Source organism: Streptomyces sp. NPDC023157, from assembly GCF_055560575.1.
This window is the reverse complement of record NZ_JBVHIL010000008.1, coordinates 378,632-393,594: the sequence shown is the minus strand read 5'-3', so window position 1 is coordinate 393,594 and position 14,963 is coordinate 378,632. Positions and strand designations below refer to the sequence as shown.

The window sequence follows — 14,963 nt, the reverse complement described above, 5'->3', positions numbered from 1 at the left end:
TCCACCCCGCGGTCACACATCACGCCAATCCGATCGCCCGGCCGCTGCGAAGTACGGGTGAAACGCAGCAGTCGAGCGTGTCGAGTGGCGGGAGCGCTTGTGGTGGAAGACCGGAAAGTGGCCGTGGTCGGCGCCGGGGTGGCCGGACTGACCGCCGCTTACGTCCTGGCGTCCTCGTACGAGGTCACCCTGTACGAGGCGGACGGACGGCTCGGCGGCCACGCCCACACCCGTGACCTGCCGGCCCCCGGAGGCCGGCAGGTCGCCGTGGACTCCGGGTTCATCGTCCACAACGAACGCACCTACCCCACTCTGCTGCAGCTGTTCCGCGAACTGGGGATCGGCACGCAGGACGCCGAGATGAGCATGTCGGTGCGGTGCGACGGCTGCGGCCTGGAGTACGCGGGCGCCCGCGGCCCGGCCGCTCTGTTCGCCTCCCGGGCCGCCCTGCGAGGCCGCCACCTTCGTCTGCTGGCGGAGGTTCCGGCCTTCCACCGCGGCGCCCGCCGCCTGCTGGCCCGCACACCGCGTTCCGGCATCACGCTCGGGGACTTCCTGCGCGTAGGCGGGTACTCCGCCTACTTCGTCAGCCACTTCGCCCTCCCCCTGGTCTCCGCGGTCTGGTCCTGCCCGGCACGCACCGCCCTGTCCTACCCCGCCGCCTACCTCTTCGCCTTCCTCGACCACCACGGCCTGCTGTCCGTCACCGGCTCCCCCCAGTGGAAGACCGTCACCGGCGGCTCCGCCGCCTACGTCGACGCCGCCGCCAAACACATCCAGCGGGTCCGGACCTCCAGCCCCGTCAAGGCCGTCCAGCGCACCAGCCGGGGCGTGCTGATCACCACCGCCGACGCGACCACCGACGCCCACGACGCCGTGGTGATCGCCACCCACCCCGACCAGGCACTGCGGATGCTCGCGGACCCCACCACGGACGAGAAGCGGCTCCTGGGCGCGTTCACCTACTCCCGCAACCCCACCGTCCTGCACACCGACACCACCGTCCTGCCCCGCTCGCCGCGCGCCCGCGCCTGCTGGAACTACCGCATGACCAGCTGCGACCCCACGGCCGAGCCCGTCCGCGTCAGCTACGACATGCGGCGGCTCCAGCGGCTGCCCGCCGGCGCCGACTACGTCGTCACCCTCGGCGGCGAGGACGGCATCGCCGCGGACCGGGTGGTGGAGCGGATGGTGTACGAACACCCGGTGTACACCCCCACCTCGGTCGCAGCCCAGCGGGAACTGCCCCGACTCAACACGGCCACGACCGCGTATGCCGGGGCCTGGCACGGCTGGGGCTTCCACGAGGACGGCTGCCGCTCCGGCGTCCGGGCCGCCCGCTCCCTGGGGCTGCGCTCGTGACCGGGACCGACTCCGCCGCCGCGCTCACGGCGGCCGGGACACCGGCGCTGTACGACTGCGTGATCACACACGTCCGCCGCACGCCCCTGCGGCACGCTCTGCGGCACCGCACCTACCTGTGGTACGTGGACCTCGACCGGCTCCCTGCACTGCCCCGGCCGCTGCGTCCCCTCGCCCGTTTCGACGCCCGCGACCACTTCGCCGGCTCCGCCGGGTCCGTCCGTGCCGGACTCGACGCCTTCCTCGCCGCCCACAGCGTCGACCTGGAAGGCGGGCGGGTGGTGATGCTCGCGCACGCCCGCGTCTTCGGATTCGTCTTCAACCCGCTCAGCGTGTTCTGGTGCCACGACGCCGCCGGCGCCCTGGTGTGCGTGGTCGCGGAGGTCCACAACACCTACGGTCAGCGCCACTGCTACCTGCTGCGCACCGACGAGGCCGGTGAGGCGGAAGTGGACAAGGAGTTCTACGTCTCACCGTTCTTCGCGGTCGAGGGCCGCTACCGGATGCGGCTGCCGCTGCCCGGCGAACGGCTCGGCCTGGCCGTCCAGCTGGAGCACGAAGGAGGCCGGGCGTTCACCGCGGTGGTCCGGGGCGTCCGACGCCCCGCGAGCGTGCCCGCCCTGCTGTCCGCGGCCGTGCGCAGACCCTGGTCCACCGCCGCGGTCTGGGCCGGGATCCGCCGCCACGGCATCCACCTGCTGCTGCGCGGCCTGCCCGTGCAGCCCCGTCCCCGCCCCACGTCGCAGAAAGGCATGCTGCCGTGACTCGCCCCGCCCTCACCTCCGAGCCCCGGCCCCAGCCCGCCGGCGGCCCGGTCCGGGTCCCTCGCCAGGACCAGGTCGTCGACCCGGCGGCCGCCGTGCCCGCCGTCCGCCGCGCCGACGTCGACGCGGAGCTCTGGCCGGACGTGGCCCGGCTCCCCCCAGCCGGCCCGGTCCGCACGGCCGTCGCCCGGCAGCTGGTGGGCCGGGCACTGGACCGGCTGGGGCTGACCGGGCCCTCCGCCCGGGACCGCGCGTCGGCCCCGGGTCCGCGGTTGACGCTTCACGACGCCGACGCCTTCCACCGCCGCATCGGCCGGCACGGACTGATCGGCTTCGGCGAGTCCTACATGGCCGCCGAATGGGACAGCGACGACCTGGCGGGCGTCCTGACCGTCCTCGCCGCCCACGCCGACGACCTGGTCCCCGCTCCACTGCGCCGGCTCCGGGGCCTGTGGGTGGCCTCCCGCCCCGTCGCCGACCGGAACACCCGCGACGGGGCCCGCGCCAACATCCAGCGCCACTACGACCTGTCCAACGACCTGTTCGCCACCTTCCTCGACCCCACCCTCACCTACTCCTCCGCCGTCTTCACCGCGTTCCCCGCCTGCTTCGATTCCCTCGCCGCCGCCCAGCACCGCAAGATCGACCGGCTCCTGGACCTCGCCGCCGTCGGCGAGGGCACCCGGCTGCTGGAGATCGGCACCGGTTGGGGCGAACTCGCCCTGCGGGCCGCCGCCCGCGGCGCCCACGTCACCACCCTGACCCTCTCCGCCGAACAGGCGGCCCTGGCCCGCGAGCGGATCGCCGCGGCCGGCCTCGCCGGCCGGGTGGACGTCCAGCTGCGCGACTACCGCGACGCGGAGGGGCGGTACGACGCCGTCGTCAGCGTGGAGATGATCGAAGCGGTCGGCGCCGACTACTGGCCCGCCTACTTCACGGCCCTGCGCCGCGCACTCGCCCGCGGCGGCAGGATCGCCCTCCAGGCCATCACCATGGGCCACCAGCAGATGCTCCACACCGCCGCCACCCACACCTTCATCAGCAAGTACGTCTTCCCCGGCGGCCTGATCCCCTCCCGGGAAGCCATCGCCGAACACTCCGCCGCCGCCGGCCTGCACACGGCCGCCGACGACGGCTTCGGCGAGCACTACGCGGAGACCCTGCGCCTGTGGCGGGAACGGTTCACAGCCAACCGTCCCGCCGTCACCGGCCTCGGCTTCGACCCGGTCTTCCAGCGCATGTGGGAGTTCTACCTCGCCTACTCGGAAGCCGGATTCCGCTCCCGCTACCTCGACGTCCGCCAGCTCCTCCTCACCGAAGGAACCCCTCGATGAGCCCCGCCGCCGACCGACTCGCCCAACTCCTCGGCCACTTCCTCCCGGGGCCGCTGCCCGTGCGCGTCCGGGCTTGGGACGGCAGCCAGACGGGCCCCGCCGACGCGCCCCTGGTGGTCCTCCGCTCGCCCGACGCGCTGCGCCGCCTCGTGTGGCAGCCGGGCGAGCTCGGCCTGGCCGAGGCGTACGTCACCGGCGACCTGGACGTCGAGGGCGACCTCGCCGACGCCCTCTCCAGGGCCGGCCGAAACGTCCGTGACCGGCCTGCGGCACGCCCAGGACCGGCGAGCATGGCCGCGGCCACCGCCCTCGCGGTACGCCTGGGGGTCGTCGGACCGCCCCCGAAGCGCCCCGACGGGCGGGCCCGCCTGACCGGTGGCCTGCACAGCGTCGGGCGGGACCGCGCGGGCATCAGCCACCACTACGACCTCTCCAACGACTTCTACGCGCTCCTCCTCGACGAGACGATGGCGTACTCCTGCGCCTACTGGACCCGACCGGACGACCCGACCTACACCCTGGCCGACGCGCAGCGCGACAAACTCGACCTGATCTGCCGCAAACTGGGCCTCGGCCCCGGGGACCGGCTGCTCGACGTCGGCTGCGGCTGGGGCTCCCTCACCGTCCACGCGGCACGCGCACACAAGGCCCGCGTCACTGCCGTCACCCTCTCCCGCGCCCAGCACGACCACGTCGCCGAACGCGCCACGCGCGAGGGGGTGGCCGACCTCGTGGACGTCCAGCTACGGCACTGGCGCGACATCGACGGCGGCGGATACGACGCGGCCGCGGCCGTCGAGATGGGCGAGCACGTCGGCGACGCCGAGTACCCCGTCTTCGCCTCCAAGCTCCACGACGCGCTGCGCCCCGAGGGCCGCCTCCTGATCCAGCAGATGTCCCGCGGCGCCCACGCACCCGGCGGAGGCGCCTTCATCGAGACGTACATCGCCCCCGACATGCACATGCGCCCCGTGGGCCGCACCGTGGACGTACTGGAAACCGCCGGCCTGGAGGCCCGCTCCGTCGAATCGCTCCGCGAGCACTACACGACCACCATCGACGCCTGGCGCTCCTCCCTCGAACAAGGCTGGAGCGACATCGAGGCCCTCGTCGGAACGACCACCGCCCGCGTCTGGCGGCTCTACCTCGCCGGTGCCTCGCTCGCCTTCGCCGAACGCCGCATGGGCGTCGACCAGATCCTCGCCGTGCGGCCCACCCGCGAGGGGGCGTCAGCCATGCCGGCCACCCCCACCGCCTGGTACTCCCCCGGCAGCCCCGCGTGAACGGGACCGACTGGGGCGCCCTCGGCGTCAACCTCGCCGTCTGCGCGGGCACGGCGACGGCGGTGCTCCTCGCCACCTTCGCCGCCGCCGTGCGCCGCGGACTGCACCGCCTCGTCGACATCGCCTGGGGACTCGCCTTCGCCGCCGTCGCCGCCGTCACCTGGCTGCTCTCCGACGGTCACGGCGACGACAGCCGCCGCCTGCTCGTCGCCGCGACGACCATCCTGTGGGGGCTGCGGCTGTCGGTACACATCGCCCACCGCTCCCGCGGCCATGGCGAGGACCCCCGCTACACCGCCCTCCTCGACAAGGCCCCCGGAAACCGGACCCTCTACGCGCTGCGCACCGTCTACCTCGGCCAGGCGGCCCTGGTCTGGCTGATCTCCCTCCCCGTCCAGGCGGCCTCCTACAGCTCCGCGCCCCTGGGCGTCCTGGCGTACTGCGGGCTCGCGCTGTGGGCGACCGGACTGGTCTTCGAGGCCGTCGGCAACCACCAGCTGGCCCGCTTCAAGGCGGACCCCGCCAACCGGGGACGGATCATGGACCAGGGCCTGTGGGCCTGGACCCGGCACCCCAACTACTTCGGCGACAGCCTCATCTGGTGGGGCCTGTACTTCCTCGCCTGCACCGCCTGGCAGCCGTCCCTCACCGTCCTCCTCTCCCCGGTCCTCATGACCCTGCTCCTCACCATCGGCAGCGGCAAGCGCCTCCTGGAGAAGCACATGGCCCAACGCCCCGGCTACGCAGCCTACGCAGCCCGCACCAGCGGCTTCCTCCCCCTGCCACCCCGCAGAACCGCCCGCGGCACACCGGCGAGCACGAAATAAGCGGACCCGAGCGAAACAGCGCATTCCACGCTCTCCATATGCCCGAGCCCCGGTTAGCTGCGAATGAGAGCTTTCGCCCGGGTACTCGGCGAAGACCCCCGCCACGCCGACGTCCTCATCGGGTACGTCCGCTACCGGATGCGCGGCTGGAACGCAGAGCGCGCCGACCCCGTTCACGACACGCGTCGGGCCCTGGCCGAACTTGCGGATGTGGCCGGCCCTCTGCCCGTGGTGTTGCTCGGGCACTCCATGGGGGCCCGGGCCGCGCTGCGCGCCGCCGACGATCCGCAGGTCCGCGGTGTCGTCGCCCTCGCCCCCTGGTGCCCTCCCGGCGAGCCGGTCACCCACCTGGCCCACCGCACCGTCATCGCCCTCCACGACCCGGCCGACCCGATCACGTCTGCCACCGACACCTGGACCTACCTCCGCCGGGCCAAGTCCGCCGGGGCCCGCGTCCGGGGCATTCGCATGCCCGGCTCCTCGGCCCGTGAAGATCGCCGACCTCGAACCGCCCATGGACGGTTCCGACGACCACCTGGCGACACTCATCCGCTGGAACTGACCGGCGGCCGGAGCGGCGGCAGTCCTGCGGCGCGGCCCGGGGGCGTCACACCGTACGGGCGAGCGACGGGGCTCGGTCCGAGGTCCCTTCGGTGGCGCCTGTCCGAGTCCGAGGGCCCGCTTTCGGACGCGGGTGTTCAGGCCAGCAGGTTCACGGTGCTCTGGAACAGGCCGGGAAACCGGGCGGCGGCCGGCGTGATCAAGGGAGCCATGGCCGGCTGGTTGCGGATCCAGAGCAGGGACCTCGTCAGGAGGCGGTAGCTGCGGGACAAGCGGCACCAGGCCTGTTCGTAGGCCTGCGGGCGGCCCTCGCGGAGGCATCGCACGAGGGCGTCCGCCGCCGTCAGGGCGAGGGTCAGGCCCTCGCCGGTCAGCGCGTCGACGTAGCCGGCGGCGTCGCCGACGAACAGTACCCGGCCGGCCGTACGGGCGCGGGCCTGCTGACGCAGCGGCCCGGCGCCCCTGACCGGTGACCCGTCGGCCGTGCGCAGACGGGCGGCCAGCGCGGGGAAGCGGGTCAGCTGCTCGTCGAAGGGCAGTCGGCTCGAGGTGAGGATGGCGACGCCGAGCTGCCGTGGTCCGAGCGGAGTGACGTACGCCTCGCAGTCGGCGGACCAGTGCACCTCCACCAGGTCGGTCCACGGCTCGACGTCGTAGTGGCGGCGCAGCCCGTACCGGGGCGGGTGTCGCCGGGCGGGGGCCGGCCGTACGGTCAGGCCGAGCGCGCGCCGGGTGGGCGAGTGCAGTCCGTCGGCCGCCACGAGATAGCGGGCGGCGATCCCGTCCGCGGTCACGTACGCGTCGGACTGGGACACGCGACGGATGCGGTGCGGCACGACGCGGACGCCGAGTCCGAGGGCCCGGGCGGCGAGCGCCTCGTGCAACACGGTTCGGCGTACTCCGAGACCGGGCCCCGTACGGAACAGGGCTTCGGCACGCCGGCCGCCTTCGGCGTCCACGTAGCGGATGCCCCGGAGGCGCCCGCCGGGCACCCGCACGCCGAGGGCGTCCAGGGCGCGCACCGCCGAGGGCATCAGACCCTCTCCGCAGGCTTTGTCGATGGGCGCGGGCCGAGGCTCGGCGACCACGACCTCGAAGCCTCGTCGCGCTCCGTGGATCGCGGTGGCCAGACCCGCCGGTCCGCCCCCGACGACGAGGAGGTCGATCACGACGCGGCTCCGGCGGGGGCGAGGGCACGTGACGACGCCAGCGCGTCGTTCTCGCAGCGGATGCGGACGGTCAGCAGAGCCGCGTTCAGCAGCGAGAAGCCCAGGGCCGTCAGCCAGGCGGTGTGCACCAGCGGCAGGGCCACGCCCTCGACGACGACCGCGACGTAGTTGGGGTGCCGAAGGAAGCGGTACGGGCCGGAGGCGACGAGCGGCAGGCCGGGCACGATCAGCACCCGGGTGTGCCAGCGGGGCCCCAGCGTCCCGATGCACCACCACCGCAGGGCCTGGGCGGTCAGGGTGAGGCCGAGGGCGCCCCAGCCGAGCACCGGCAGGAAGGGCCGGTCGGCCGCCCGGGGTTCGACGAGGCAGCCGAGGAGGAGCGCGGCGTGCAGGACGACCATGACCGGGTAGTGTCCGGCGCCGTGCTCGCGGGAGCCCCGGGCCCGGCTCCAGTTCCCGTTGCGTCGCGCCACGGCGAGTTCCGCGAAGCGTTCGGCGACGACCAGCAGGACCAACGCGGTGTACAACGTCACCGTCACTGTCACGAGAGCCTCACCAGGCCAGGAGGACGAGTTCGGAGGCGAAGCCGGGCCCCAGGCCGATCACCAGACCGGTCGTTCCGGACGGCGGCCGGGCGACCTGGACGTCCTTCAGGATCTGCAGCACCGAGGCCGAGGACAGATTGCCGTGGGCGGCCAGGGCGCGGCGGCTCGCCGCGAGGGCCGAGTCCGGCAGGCCGAGCCCGCCGGCGAGCGCGTCCATGATCTTCGGGCCGCCGGGATGGCAGATCCAGGCGCCCACGTCCCCGGGTTTGAGGTCGTGCGCGGCGAGGAAGGACTCGACTTCCTCGGTCACCTGCAACCTGACGAGTTCCGGGAGTTCCGGACCGAGGACCATGCGGAAGCCCCAGTCGCCGACGTCCCACCCCAACAGGTGCGCGGTCCCCGGGTACAGGCGGCTGCGTGCCGCCACGACGCTCGGCCCGGAGGAACCGGCCGGGCTTGATGACGTACACGCGGAGGCCGAGGAGAGGGCACTGCCGACGGGATGGCCGGCGTCGGCCGGACGCTCAGCGCCGACGGCCACGAGGGCGGCGGCTCCGTCCCCGAACAGGCCGCCCGCCACCAGGTTCGCCGTCGACGTGTCGGCGCGCTGCAAGGTGAGTGAGCACAGTTCGGTGGAGAGGAGGAGAGCGGTGCCGTCCGGCCGTCCTTCGAGGAAGTCGTGGACGCGGGCCAGGCCGACGGCGCCCGCGCCGCAACCGAGCCCGAACAGCGGCGTGCGCCGGACGTCGGGCCGCAGACCGACCTCGGCGGCGAGGCGCGCCTCCACAGAGGGGGTCGCGATGCCGGTCACGGTGGTCGAGACGACCAGGTCGACGTCCTCCGCGTGGACGCCGGCGTCGTGGAGCGCCCGCTCGACGGCCTCGGCGCCCAGCGCGACCGCCAGTTCGACGAAGAGGCGGTTGGTCTCGCCGAAGGAACCGAGATCGCGGTAACGGTCGAGGGGCAGAGCGAGGTGCCGGCTCTCCACACCGGCCGCGGCGTGCAGCCGGCGTACGAGAGCCCGGTCGGATCCGGGCGGCAGGCCGGAGACGAGTTCTTCGGTGATCTCGTGCTGCGGGTAGCGGTGCGGCGGGAAGGCCGTGCTCACCGCGAGGACGCGGGTCATTGCTCCAACATAGGGACAAGGAGGCGTCGACACCCTCAACCGGGAGAACACGGGCGCGCCGTCGCCTAGCGTGGGGCGATGCGCCCCACCACGGACGAAGGACCCCACCGCCTCGCCGCTCCGGCGGTGCCCGGCCCGACGGAACGCTCCCTCGTCCTCGGTCTGCTGAAGGCGAGTCACCCGGTGCCGGCGGCAGCGGTGACGGTCCTCACGGCCCTGCTGGCCACCGTCTTCGGGCTGGATCTCGCCTCCGGGGCCCTGGCGGTGGCCGCCGTCGCCGCGGGGCAGCTGTCCATCGGCTGGTCCAACGACCGGCTGGACCTCGTGCGCGACCGAGCGGCGGGACGCCGCGACAAGCCGCTGGCCACGGGGGCCGCCCGGCCGGGCACGGTGGGCGCGGCGGCGTGCACGGCCCTGCTGGTCTGCGTCCCGCTGTCGCTCGGCTGCGGGCTCCTGGCCGGCGCCGTGCACCTCGGCGGCGTCGCGGGGGGATGGGCGTACAACCTGTGGCTCAAACGGACGGTTCTCTCCTGGCTGCCCTACACCGTCGCCTTCGGGCTGCTTCCCGCGTTCCTGACGCTGGCTCTTCCCGGCGGCCCCTGGCCGCCCCCGTGGTTGACCGCCGCGGCGGCCCTCCTGGGGACCGGCGCCCACTTCGCGAACGTCCTGCCCGACCTCGACGACGACCTCGCGAGCGGGGTGCGCGGGCTCCCTCAGCGACTGGGCCGGCGGGGATGCTCGGCGTCGGCCGCCGCCCTGACCCTGGCCTCCTGTGTGACGCTGACGGCCGGCCCCGGGGGCCGGGCGTCCCTCGCCGGAGCGGCACCGGTCGGCGTGGCCGTCGCTCTCTGCGCCGTGGCGGTGGCCGGACCGCCCGCGCTGTTGCGCGGGCGGGGGCCTTTCGTCGCCATCCTGGCCCTGGCCGGACTCGACGTCGTACTGCTGGTGCTGGCCGGAACCGCGCCTGCCGGGGCCCGGATCGCGCCGTGACCGGCTCGCCTTGAGCTTGTCGTCGGTGCCGCAGAGCGGGGGCCATACGGGGCGGCGGTGAGCCGGCCGGCCGTCACGTCGGGTCCGGGGCTTCGTCCTCGACGACGTGCACGGCCGCTTCCTCGGCGCTCGCCGCGCCTCCGTCGATGCCCTCGTCCCGGGCGATCAGCTCCCGGGTGGTGTCGGTACGGGCACCCTCGTCCGGCGCCCTCAACCGCCCTGCGCGGTCGGTACCCACCTCGGTGTCGATCAGTTCGCCCTCCCCGCCGGGCAGGTCCCCCAGACCGTCCCCTTCCGGCTCCGCGACATCGGGGACCTCCTGGGCGAGCCTGCCGTCCAGGGACTCACCGGTCTGCTGCTCCTCGGCCGTCGTGCCGTGCTTGGTGACGCCCAGCGGCTTCTCGGGAGGCGAGTAGCCCTCGTCCAGCATGGCGTCGTAGGTGCGCTCGTCCACGGCGTTCTGGAGGTCCAGCGGCGCCACGTCCTCTTGCTCCTCGCGGGCGCCCGTGGGCTGATAGGCGTCGTCCGCCGTCTGGTTCTCGCTCATCAAGCGCTCCTTTCGCCGTCGTCGGCCGGATGCGGCTACACCCGTCGACGGATCCTCCGTGGCCCCGGGGCACTCGTACGGGGTCCGTCGCGCCATCGGGTGGGGGCTCGGTCTTCTCGCTGTCTTGCGTGTCGATCACTCTCTGGAGCGGCTGCCCGCGGCGGATCGGGCGAAACGGCCGGGAAGTCCGCTTCTTCGCCCGGCGCGCCTCGCGGCCTGCGCGGGACGGCGGGTCGGCAGGTCGGCGGGTCGGGTCCACGGGGGTGGGACGGTGGCGGGGATCTCGCGGCGGGGGGCCCAGAACGGTCAGCGGCGCGGGGGAAGCCGGTGGAGCGTCACGTCGTGCAGTTCCGCCCCCGCCACGGTCAGCGTCATGAAGGAGCAGAAGGGCCGGCGCCTGCGGTCCGTGGGCGAGCCGGGGTTCAGCAGCCGCAGGGTCCCGGCGCTGGTGTCCCACGGGATGTGGCTGTGGCCGAACACGAGGACATCCACGTCGGGGAAGCGCGCGGCGCAGCGCCGCTCCCGTCCCGCGGCCGCTCCCGTCTCGTGCACGACCGCGAACCGCAGTCCTTCCAGCTCGGCGCGGGCGACCTCCGGAAGTCTGCGGCACAGTCCCGGGCCGTCGTTGTTGCCGTACACGCCGATCAGCCGACGGGACCTGGACACCAGCAGGTCGAGCGTGGCCTCGTCGATCCAGTCACCGGCGTGGATGACGGCGTCGGCGTCGTCGAGGGCCGCCATGAGGGCGTCCGGCAGGGCCGCGGCGCGAACGGGCAGATGAGTGTCCGAGGTCAGCAGGAGCCGCATGTCTCCCACGGTAGGCCTCCACGGGCGCCGACGTTCCCGCGGACGGCCGGCCCCGGTGATGCGGCGTACCGCGGCGGATGAGCGTCGACACCAGCCATACGTAGCCGCTCTCCCCCGCTGCCGCCAGCCGCCAGCCGCCAGCCGGGGAATCGCTTCCCGACGACGCGTGCGGCGAGCCCGAGAGCCTGCCGCTCCTCGGCTTCGTACTGAAGAGGCTGTGGGACGACCGGTTCGCCGACCGGCTGGGCACGAGCACGTACGAGGCGATGCACGGCGTTTCCGGCGCGTTCTGGAGACGCCACCTGTGCGACGTCGTCGGCCGGGACCTCACCCAGGACGAGCGCCATGGCATGCCCGCCGGACTCCCGGACCGGATCTGCCCGGCCTGACACCCGCCGCGCGCCCGTGTCGCGGGCCGTCCCGGATCAGGACAGCCCCGGGTCTGGCCGGTATCGATGGCTGTCAGCGCACCGCTGAATGGGTAGTGTGCCCGCCTGTGACTACCCCGTTACCGCGGCCCGGCCACGCCCGGACGGCCGCCGAGTTCGTCGCCCTGCTGCGGGTCGCGAAGACCCGGTCCGGTCTCTCCTACCGCACGCTGGAGCGCGAGGCCCGGAAGGCCGGCGACCACCTGCCGGTGAGCACGATGGCGAACGCGCTGGGCCGGGGGTCGCTGCCGCGGCCGGAGGTGGTGGCGGCGCTCGTCCGCGCCTGCGGCGGCGACCCGGCGGCGGTACGGGAATGGCTGGCGGCACACGAGGTGCTCGCCCGGCGGGAGGGCGCCCCGCGCACCGAGGCCGTCGCCCGGCCCTCCCCGGAGTCATGGGACCCCCTGGCCGCGGGCGGTGCCGAGGAGGATGCCGGAGGGGACCGCTGGCCGCTCACGCCCTGGCTGCTCCCCGCCGATCCGGCGCTGTTCGTGGGCCGTGAGGAGGAGTTGGACACCGCCTGCCGGATGCTGGACCGGCCGGGGCCCGGGCCGTCGGTCGTCCTGGTCACCGGTCCCGCGGGGGTCGGCAAGACCGCTCTCGCCGTACGCGCCGGCCATCAGCTGGCCCCCCGCTTCCCGGACGGACAGCTCTACGCCGACCTGCGGGGGTTCGACGCGGAACCGGCCGAGCCGTTCACGGTCCTCGGGGCGTTCCTGCGGGCGCTCGGCGTACGCGGCGGTGCCGTGCCCTCCGACATGACCGACCGCGTCCACCTCTACCGCACCCTCCTGGCCCAGCGGCGGACCCTGATCGTCCTGGACAACGCGGCCGACGCCCTGCAGGTGGGCGACCTCCTCCCGAACGGCGCCCGCTGCGCCGTCATGGTCACCAGCCGCACCACCCTGGCCGACATGAGCGGTCACCGGCTGCCGCTCGGCGTCTTCGACTCCGCGACCGGTCTGACGCTGCTGCGCGAGATGCTGGGCACGGACCGCACGGCCGAGGACGCGGGTTCGGCACGGTCCATCGTCGACACCTGCGGCGGTCTGCCCCTCGCGGTGTGGGTCGCCGGGGCGCGCCTCGCCGCACGGCCGCACTGGCCGCTGCGGAAGGTCGCCCGCGCCCTCGCCGACGAACAGCGCCGACTCGACGAACTGGCCGTCGGGCACATCGCCGTACGCGCCAGCCTCGACCTGTCCTACCAGGGGATGACGCCGGCCACCCAGCACGCCCTGGGCCTCCTCGCCCTGATGCCCACGGCCGACTTCGGGGTCTGGGCCCTGGCCGCCCTGCTGGGGGTCGACCTGGTGGAGGCGGAGAAGGTGCTCGACGACCTAGTGGAGGTCCACCTCGTCGGGGTCCGCGCGGTCGGCACCACCGGCATCCGCTACCAACTGCACGATCTCGTACGGGTACTCGCGCGCGAACGGGCCAGTGGCGAGCTGCGACGGCAGGAGCGCGCCGAGGCGCTCACCCGGCTCCTCGGCGCCGCCCTCCATCTGGCCGACCGGGCCGCGGACACGCTCAGCGTCGACTTCCAGGGCGTCTCGCAGAGTGACCTGGTCTCCTGGCGGCTCTCTCCCGGGGACACTGAGCAGTTGCTCGCCGCTCCGCTCGCGTGGTTCACGGAGGAGCGGCAGTTCCTCATCCAGGTGGTGGACCAGGCGCTGGACCGCTCGGAGGTGGCACCGGCGGCGGGGCTGGCGACCACGCTGACGACGCTCTTCCAGGTCGGCGGGCACTTCGACGACTGGGAGCGTTTGCAGAAGCGGTCGTTGAAGGCCGCCACGCACGTCGGCGACCGGCGCAGCGCCTCGCAGCTCCACCGCTGCCTGGGCGAACTCACCACCATTCTCGACCGGTACCCCGAGGCGCTGGACCACTTCGAGCAGGCGCTGCTGCTCGCCGAGGGCCTGGGGCCGTCGTACCGGGCGAGCGCGACCGCCGGTCTCGCGTACGTACACCGGCTCCTCGGACAGTACGAGGCCGCCGTGCGGTGCTTCGAGGAGGCCGCCGAGCTGGCCCGGAAGGCGGGGAACGTCAACTGTCTCGTCTACGCGACCACCGGCGTCGGTGTCATCGCGCTCGAACACGGCCGGGTCCCGGCGGCCATGGAGCGGTTCACGGAGGGCCTGCGCGTGAGCCGGAGCGGCGGCTACCGCCCCGGTGAGGCGCAGGCCCTGCGGTGTCTGGGGCAGAGCCATCGCGCCCTCGGGGCCTACGCCCCCGCCGCCGAGTCCTTCCGGCTGGCCGCCGCGATCAGCACCGAACTCGGCGACCGGCTCGGGGCCACGCACGCGACCTGCTGGCTCGGCGACATCCTGGTCCGCCAGGGCTCCCTCCACGAGGGTCGCCGCATGCTGGCCCGCAGCCTGTGGACCTACCGCGAGTTCGGCAACATCTGGGGCGAGGCGGCCGCCCTGAACGCCTTGGCGGAGGCTCAGTTGTCCGCCGGCCGGCCGGAGCACGCCCGTCGGCGCGCGGAGGCCGCCGTGCGGCTGTGGCGGGACATCGGCGCCCGGACCTGGCTGGCCACCGGTCTCGACACGCTGGCCGAGGCCCACGCCCTGGGCGGCGACCACGACGCGGCGGCCCGAACCCGCGAGGCGGCCGCGGCGGCCCGGCGCGGAGCCGTGGTCCTTCCCTCCGGGGCGGGGTCGGCCGACGGCTAGCGGGGCGGCCGGCGGTGCCCCGCGGCCGCACGGCGCACGGTGGTCAGGCATCGCCGGGCCTGACGCCGTGGCGGACCCGGCCGAGAACCACGGCGGCGAGCCGGTCGAACGGCACGGGTCCGGTCTGGCGGGAGTCGTAGCTGACCTCGTGGTTGTCACCGAGGACGTAGACGTGCCGGGCCGGCACGAGGTCCGTCGAGGAAGGCCGGCCGGGTGTCCGGTCTCCGGGAAGGGCGGCGACGCGTTTGATCACGGCGGTGGGCAAGGGCCCGCCGGGCAGGGCGTCCTGGCCCTCCGTGACGTCCCCCGCCGCGCCCCCGGCCGGTCGCATCCGGATCGCGACGACCGCCCCTCTGCGCACGAGGCGTGCCGGCACCTTGAGGGCCAGCAGCCGGTCCCCGTCGCGGTAGGTGGGGGTCATGCTGGAGCCGCTGACGTCGAGCAGGACGCAACGGTGCCGGAGCAGGAACGCGACCGCGCACCCCAGGACCGACAGCCCGGCGGCACTTCCCGCCGCCACGTACGCGGAACGCCTCCGCACCGGC

13 protein-coding genes and 2 pseudogenes are annotated in these 14,963 nt (G+C 74.2%); 9 read left to right on the top strand and 6 right to left on the bottom strand.

The features are described 5' to 3' along the window. The first annotated feature begins 102 nt into the window (after window positions 1–102). The 6 genes and pseudogenes from ACZ3ZE_RS28310 to ACZ3ZE_RS28285 all read left to right on the top strand — a co-directional run. Window positions 103–1,362, top strand: coding sequence for an NAD(P)/FAD-dependent oxidoreductase (locus ACZ3ZE_RS28310; RefSeq protein ID WP_467261281.1), 1,260 nt, complete (start codon window positions 103–105; stop codon window positions 1,360–1,362). Then, window positions 1,359–2,126 carry a DUF1365 domain-containing protein gene (locus tag ACZ3ZE_RS28305; protein ID WP_361631112.1) on the top strand — a complete coding sequence of 256 codons (768 nt, stop codon included), beginning with the start codon at window positions 1,359–1,361 and terminating at the stop codon, window positions 2,124–2,126. Before ACZ3ZE_RS28310 ends, ACZ3ZE_RS28305 begins: the two co-directional genes overlap by 4 nt. Next, window positions 2,123–3,460: a class I SAM-dependent methyltransferase gene (locus ACZ3ZE_RS28300; RefSeq protein ID WP_467261279.1), complete on the top strand. Its 1,338-nt coding sequence runs from the start codon at window positions 2,123–2,125 to the stop codon at window positions 3,458–3,460. Before ACZ3ZE_RS28305 ends, ACZ3ZE_RS28300 begins: the two co-directional genes overlap by 4 nt. Further along, window positions 3,457–4,743 (top strand): class I SAM-dependent methyltransferase, encoded by a 1,287-nt coding sequence (locus tag ACZ3ZE_RS28295; RefSeq protein WP_467261277.1) that lies wholly within the window; start codon window positions 3,457–3,459, stop codon window positions 4,741–4,743. The genes ACZ3ZE_RS28300 and ACZ3ZE_RS28295 overlap by 4 nt, the downstream gene beginning before the upstream one ends. Continuing rightward, window positions 4,740–5,570, top strand: coding sequence for a DUF1295 domain-containing protein (locus tag ACZ3ZE_RS28290; protein ID WP_467261275.1), 831 nt, complete (start codon window positions 4,740–4,742; stop codon window positions 5,568–5,570). Before ACZ3ZE_RS28295 ends, ACZ3ZE_RS28290 begins: the two co-directional genes overlap by 4 nt. Before the next feature lie 63 nt (window positions 5,571–5,633). Beyond that, window positions 5,634–6,080 (top strand): annotated as a pseudogene (locus tag ACZ3ZE_RS28285) (alpha/beta fold hydrolase); the annotation flags it as partial. A gap of 188 nt (window positions 6,081–6,268) precedes the next feature. Here ACZ3ZE_RS28285 and ACZ3ZE_RS28280 read toward each other — a convergent pair. Genes ACZ3ZE_RS28280 through ACZ3ZE_RS28270 form a run of 3 tightly spaced genes read right to left on the bottom strand, consistent with a single transcriptional unit; the run spans window position 6,269 to window position 8,971 of the window. Continuing rightward, window positions 6,269–7,300, bottom strand: a complete 1,032-nt coding sequence (locus ACZ3ZE_RS28280; protein ID WP_467261273.1) for an NAD(P)/FAD-dependent oxidoreductase — start codon at window positions 7,298–7,300, stop codon at window positions 6,269–6,271. Further along, entirely contained in the window at window positions 7,297–7,833 is a 537-nt protein-coding gene (locus ACZ3ZE_RS28275) for an isoprenylcysteine carboxyl methyltransferase family protein (RefSeq protein WP_467261271.1), read from the bottom strand. Before ACZ3ZE_RS28275 ends, ACZ3ZE_RS28280 begins: the two co-directional genes overlap by 4 nt. 19 nt (window positions 7,834–7,852) lie before the next feature. Then, window positions 7,853–8,971, bottom strand: a complete 1,119-nt coding sequence (locus ACZ3ZE_RS28270) for a type III polyketide synthase (protein ID WP_467261269.1) — start codon at window positions 8,969–8,971, stop codon at window positions 7,853–7,855. 78 nt (window positions 8,972–9,049) lie between these two features. On the opposite strand from ACZ3ZE_RS28270, the gene ACZ3ZE_RS28265 reads away from it, so the two are divergent. Continuing rightward, window positions 9,050–9,961 carry a UbiA family prenyltransferase gene (locus tag ACZ3ZE_RS28265; protein ID WP_467261268.1) on the top strand — a complete coding sequence of 304 codons (912 nt, stop codon included), beginning with the start codon at window positions 9,050–9,052 and terminating at the stop codon, window positions 9,959–9,961. 73 nt (window positions 9,962–10,034) lie between these two features. Here ACZ3ZE_RS28265 and ACZ3ZE_RS28260 read toward each other — a convergent pair whose 3' ends face one another. Then, window positions 10,035–10,508, bottom strand: a complete 474-nt coding sequence (locus ACZ3ZE_RS28260) for a DUF5709 domain-containing protein (RefSeq protein ID WP_467261266.1) — start codon at window positions 10,506–10,508, stop codon at window positions 10,035–10,037. A 306-nt stretch (window positions 10,509–10,814) separates the two neighbouring features. Beyond that, window positions 10,815–11,315 carry a metallophosphoesterase family protein gene (locus ACZ3ZE_RS28255; RefSeq protein ID WP_467261264.1) on the bottom strand — a complete coding sequence of 167 codons (501 nt, stop codon included), beginning with the start codon at window positions 11,313–11,315 and terminating at the stop codon, window positions 10,815–10,817. Window positions 11,316–11,467: 152 nt separating this feature from the next. Between ACZ3ZE_RS28255 and ACZ3ZE_RS28250 the strand changes: the two are divergent. Together ACZ3ZE_RS28250 and ACZ3ZE_RS28245 are read left to right on the top strand one after the other, a co-directional pair. Then, window positions 11,468–11,704: pseudogene (locus ACZ3ZE_RS28250) on the top strand (nSTAND1 domain-containing NTPase); the annotation flags it as partial. Window positions 11,705–11,811: 107 nt separating this feature from the next. Continuing rightward, entirely contained in the window at window positions 11,812–14,418 is a 2,607-nt protein-coding gene (locus tag ACZ3ZE_RS28245) for an ATP-binding protein (RefSeq protein ID WP_467261262.1), read from the top strand. 43 nt (window positions 14,419–14,461) lie between these two features. Here the strand turns inward: ACZ3ZE_RS28245 and ACZ3ZE_RS28240 are convergent, their stop codons facing one another. Next, entirely contained in the window at window positions 14,462–14,938 is a 477-nt protein-coding gene (locus ACZ3ZE_RS28240; protein WP_361629279.1) for a S26 family signal peptidase, read from the bottom strand. Window positions 14,939–14,963: the final 25 nt, after the last annotated feature.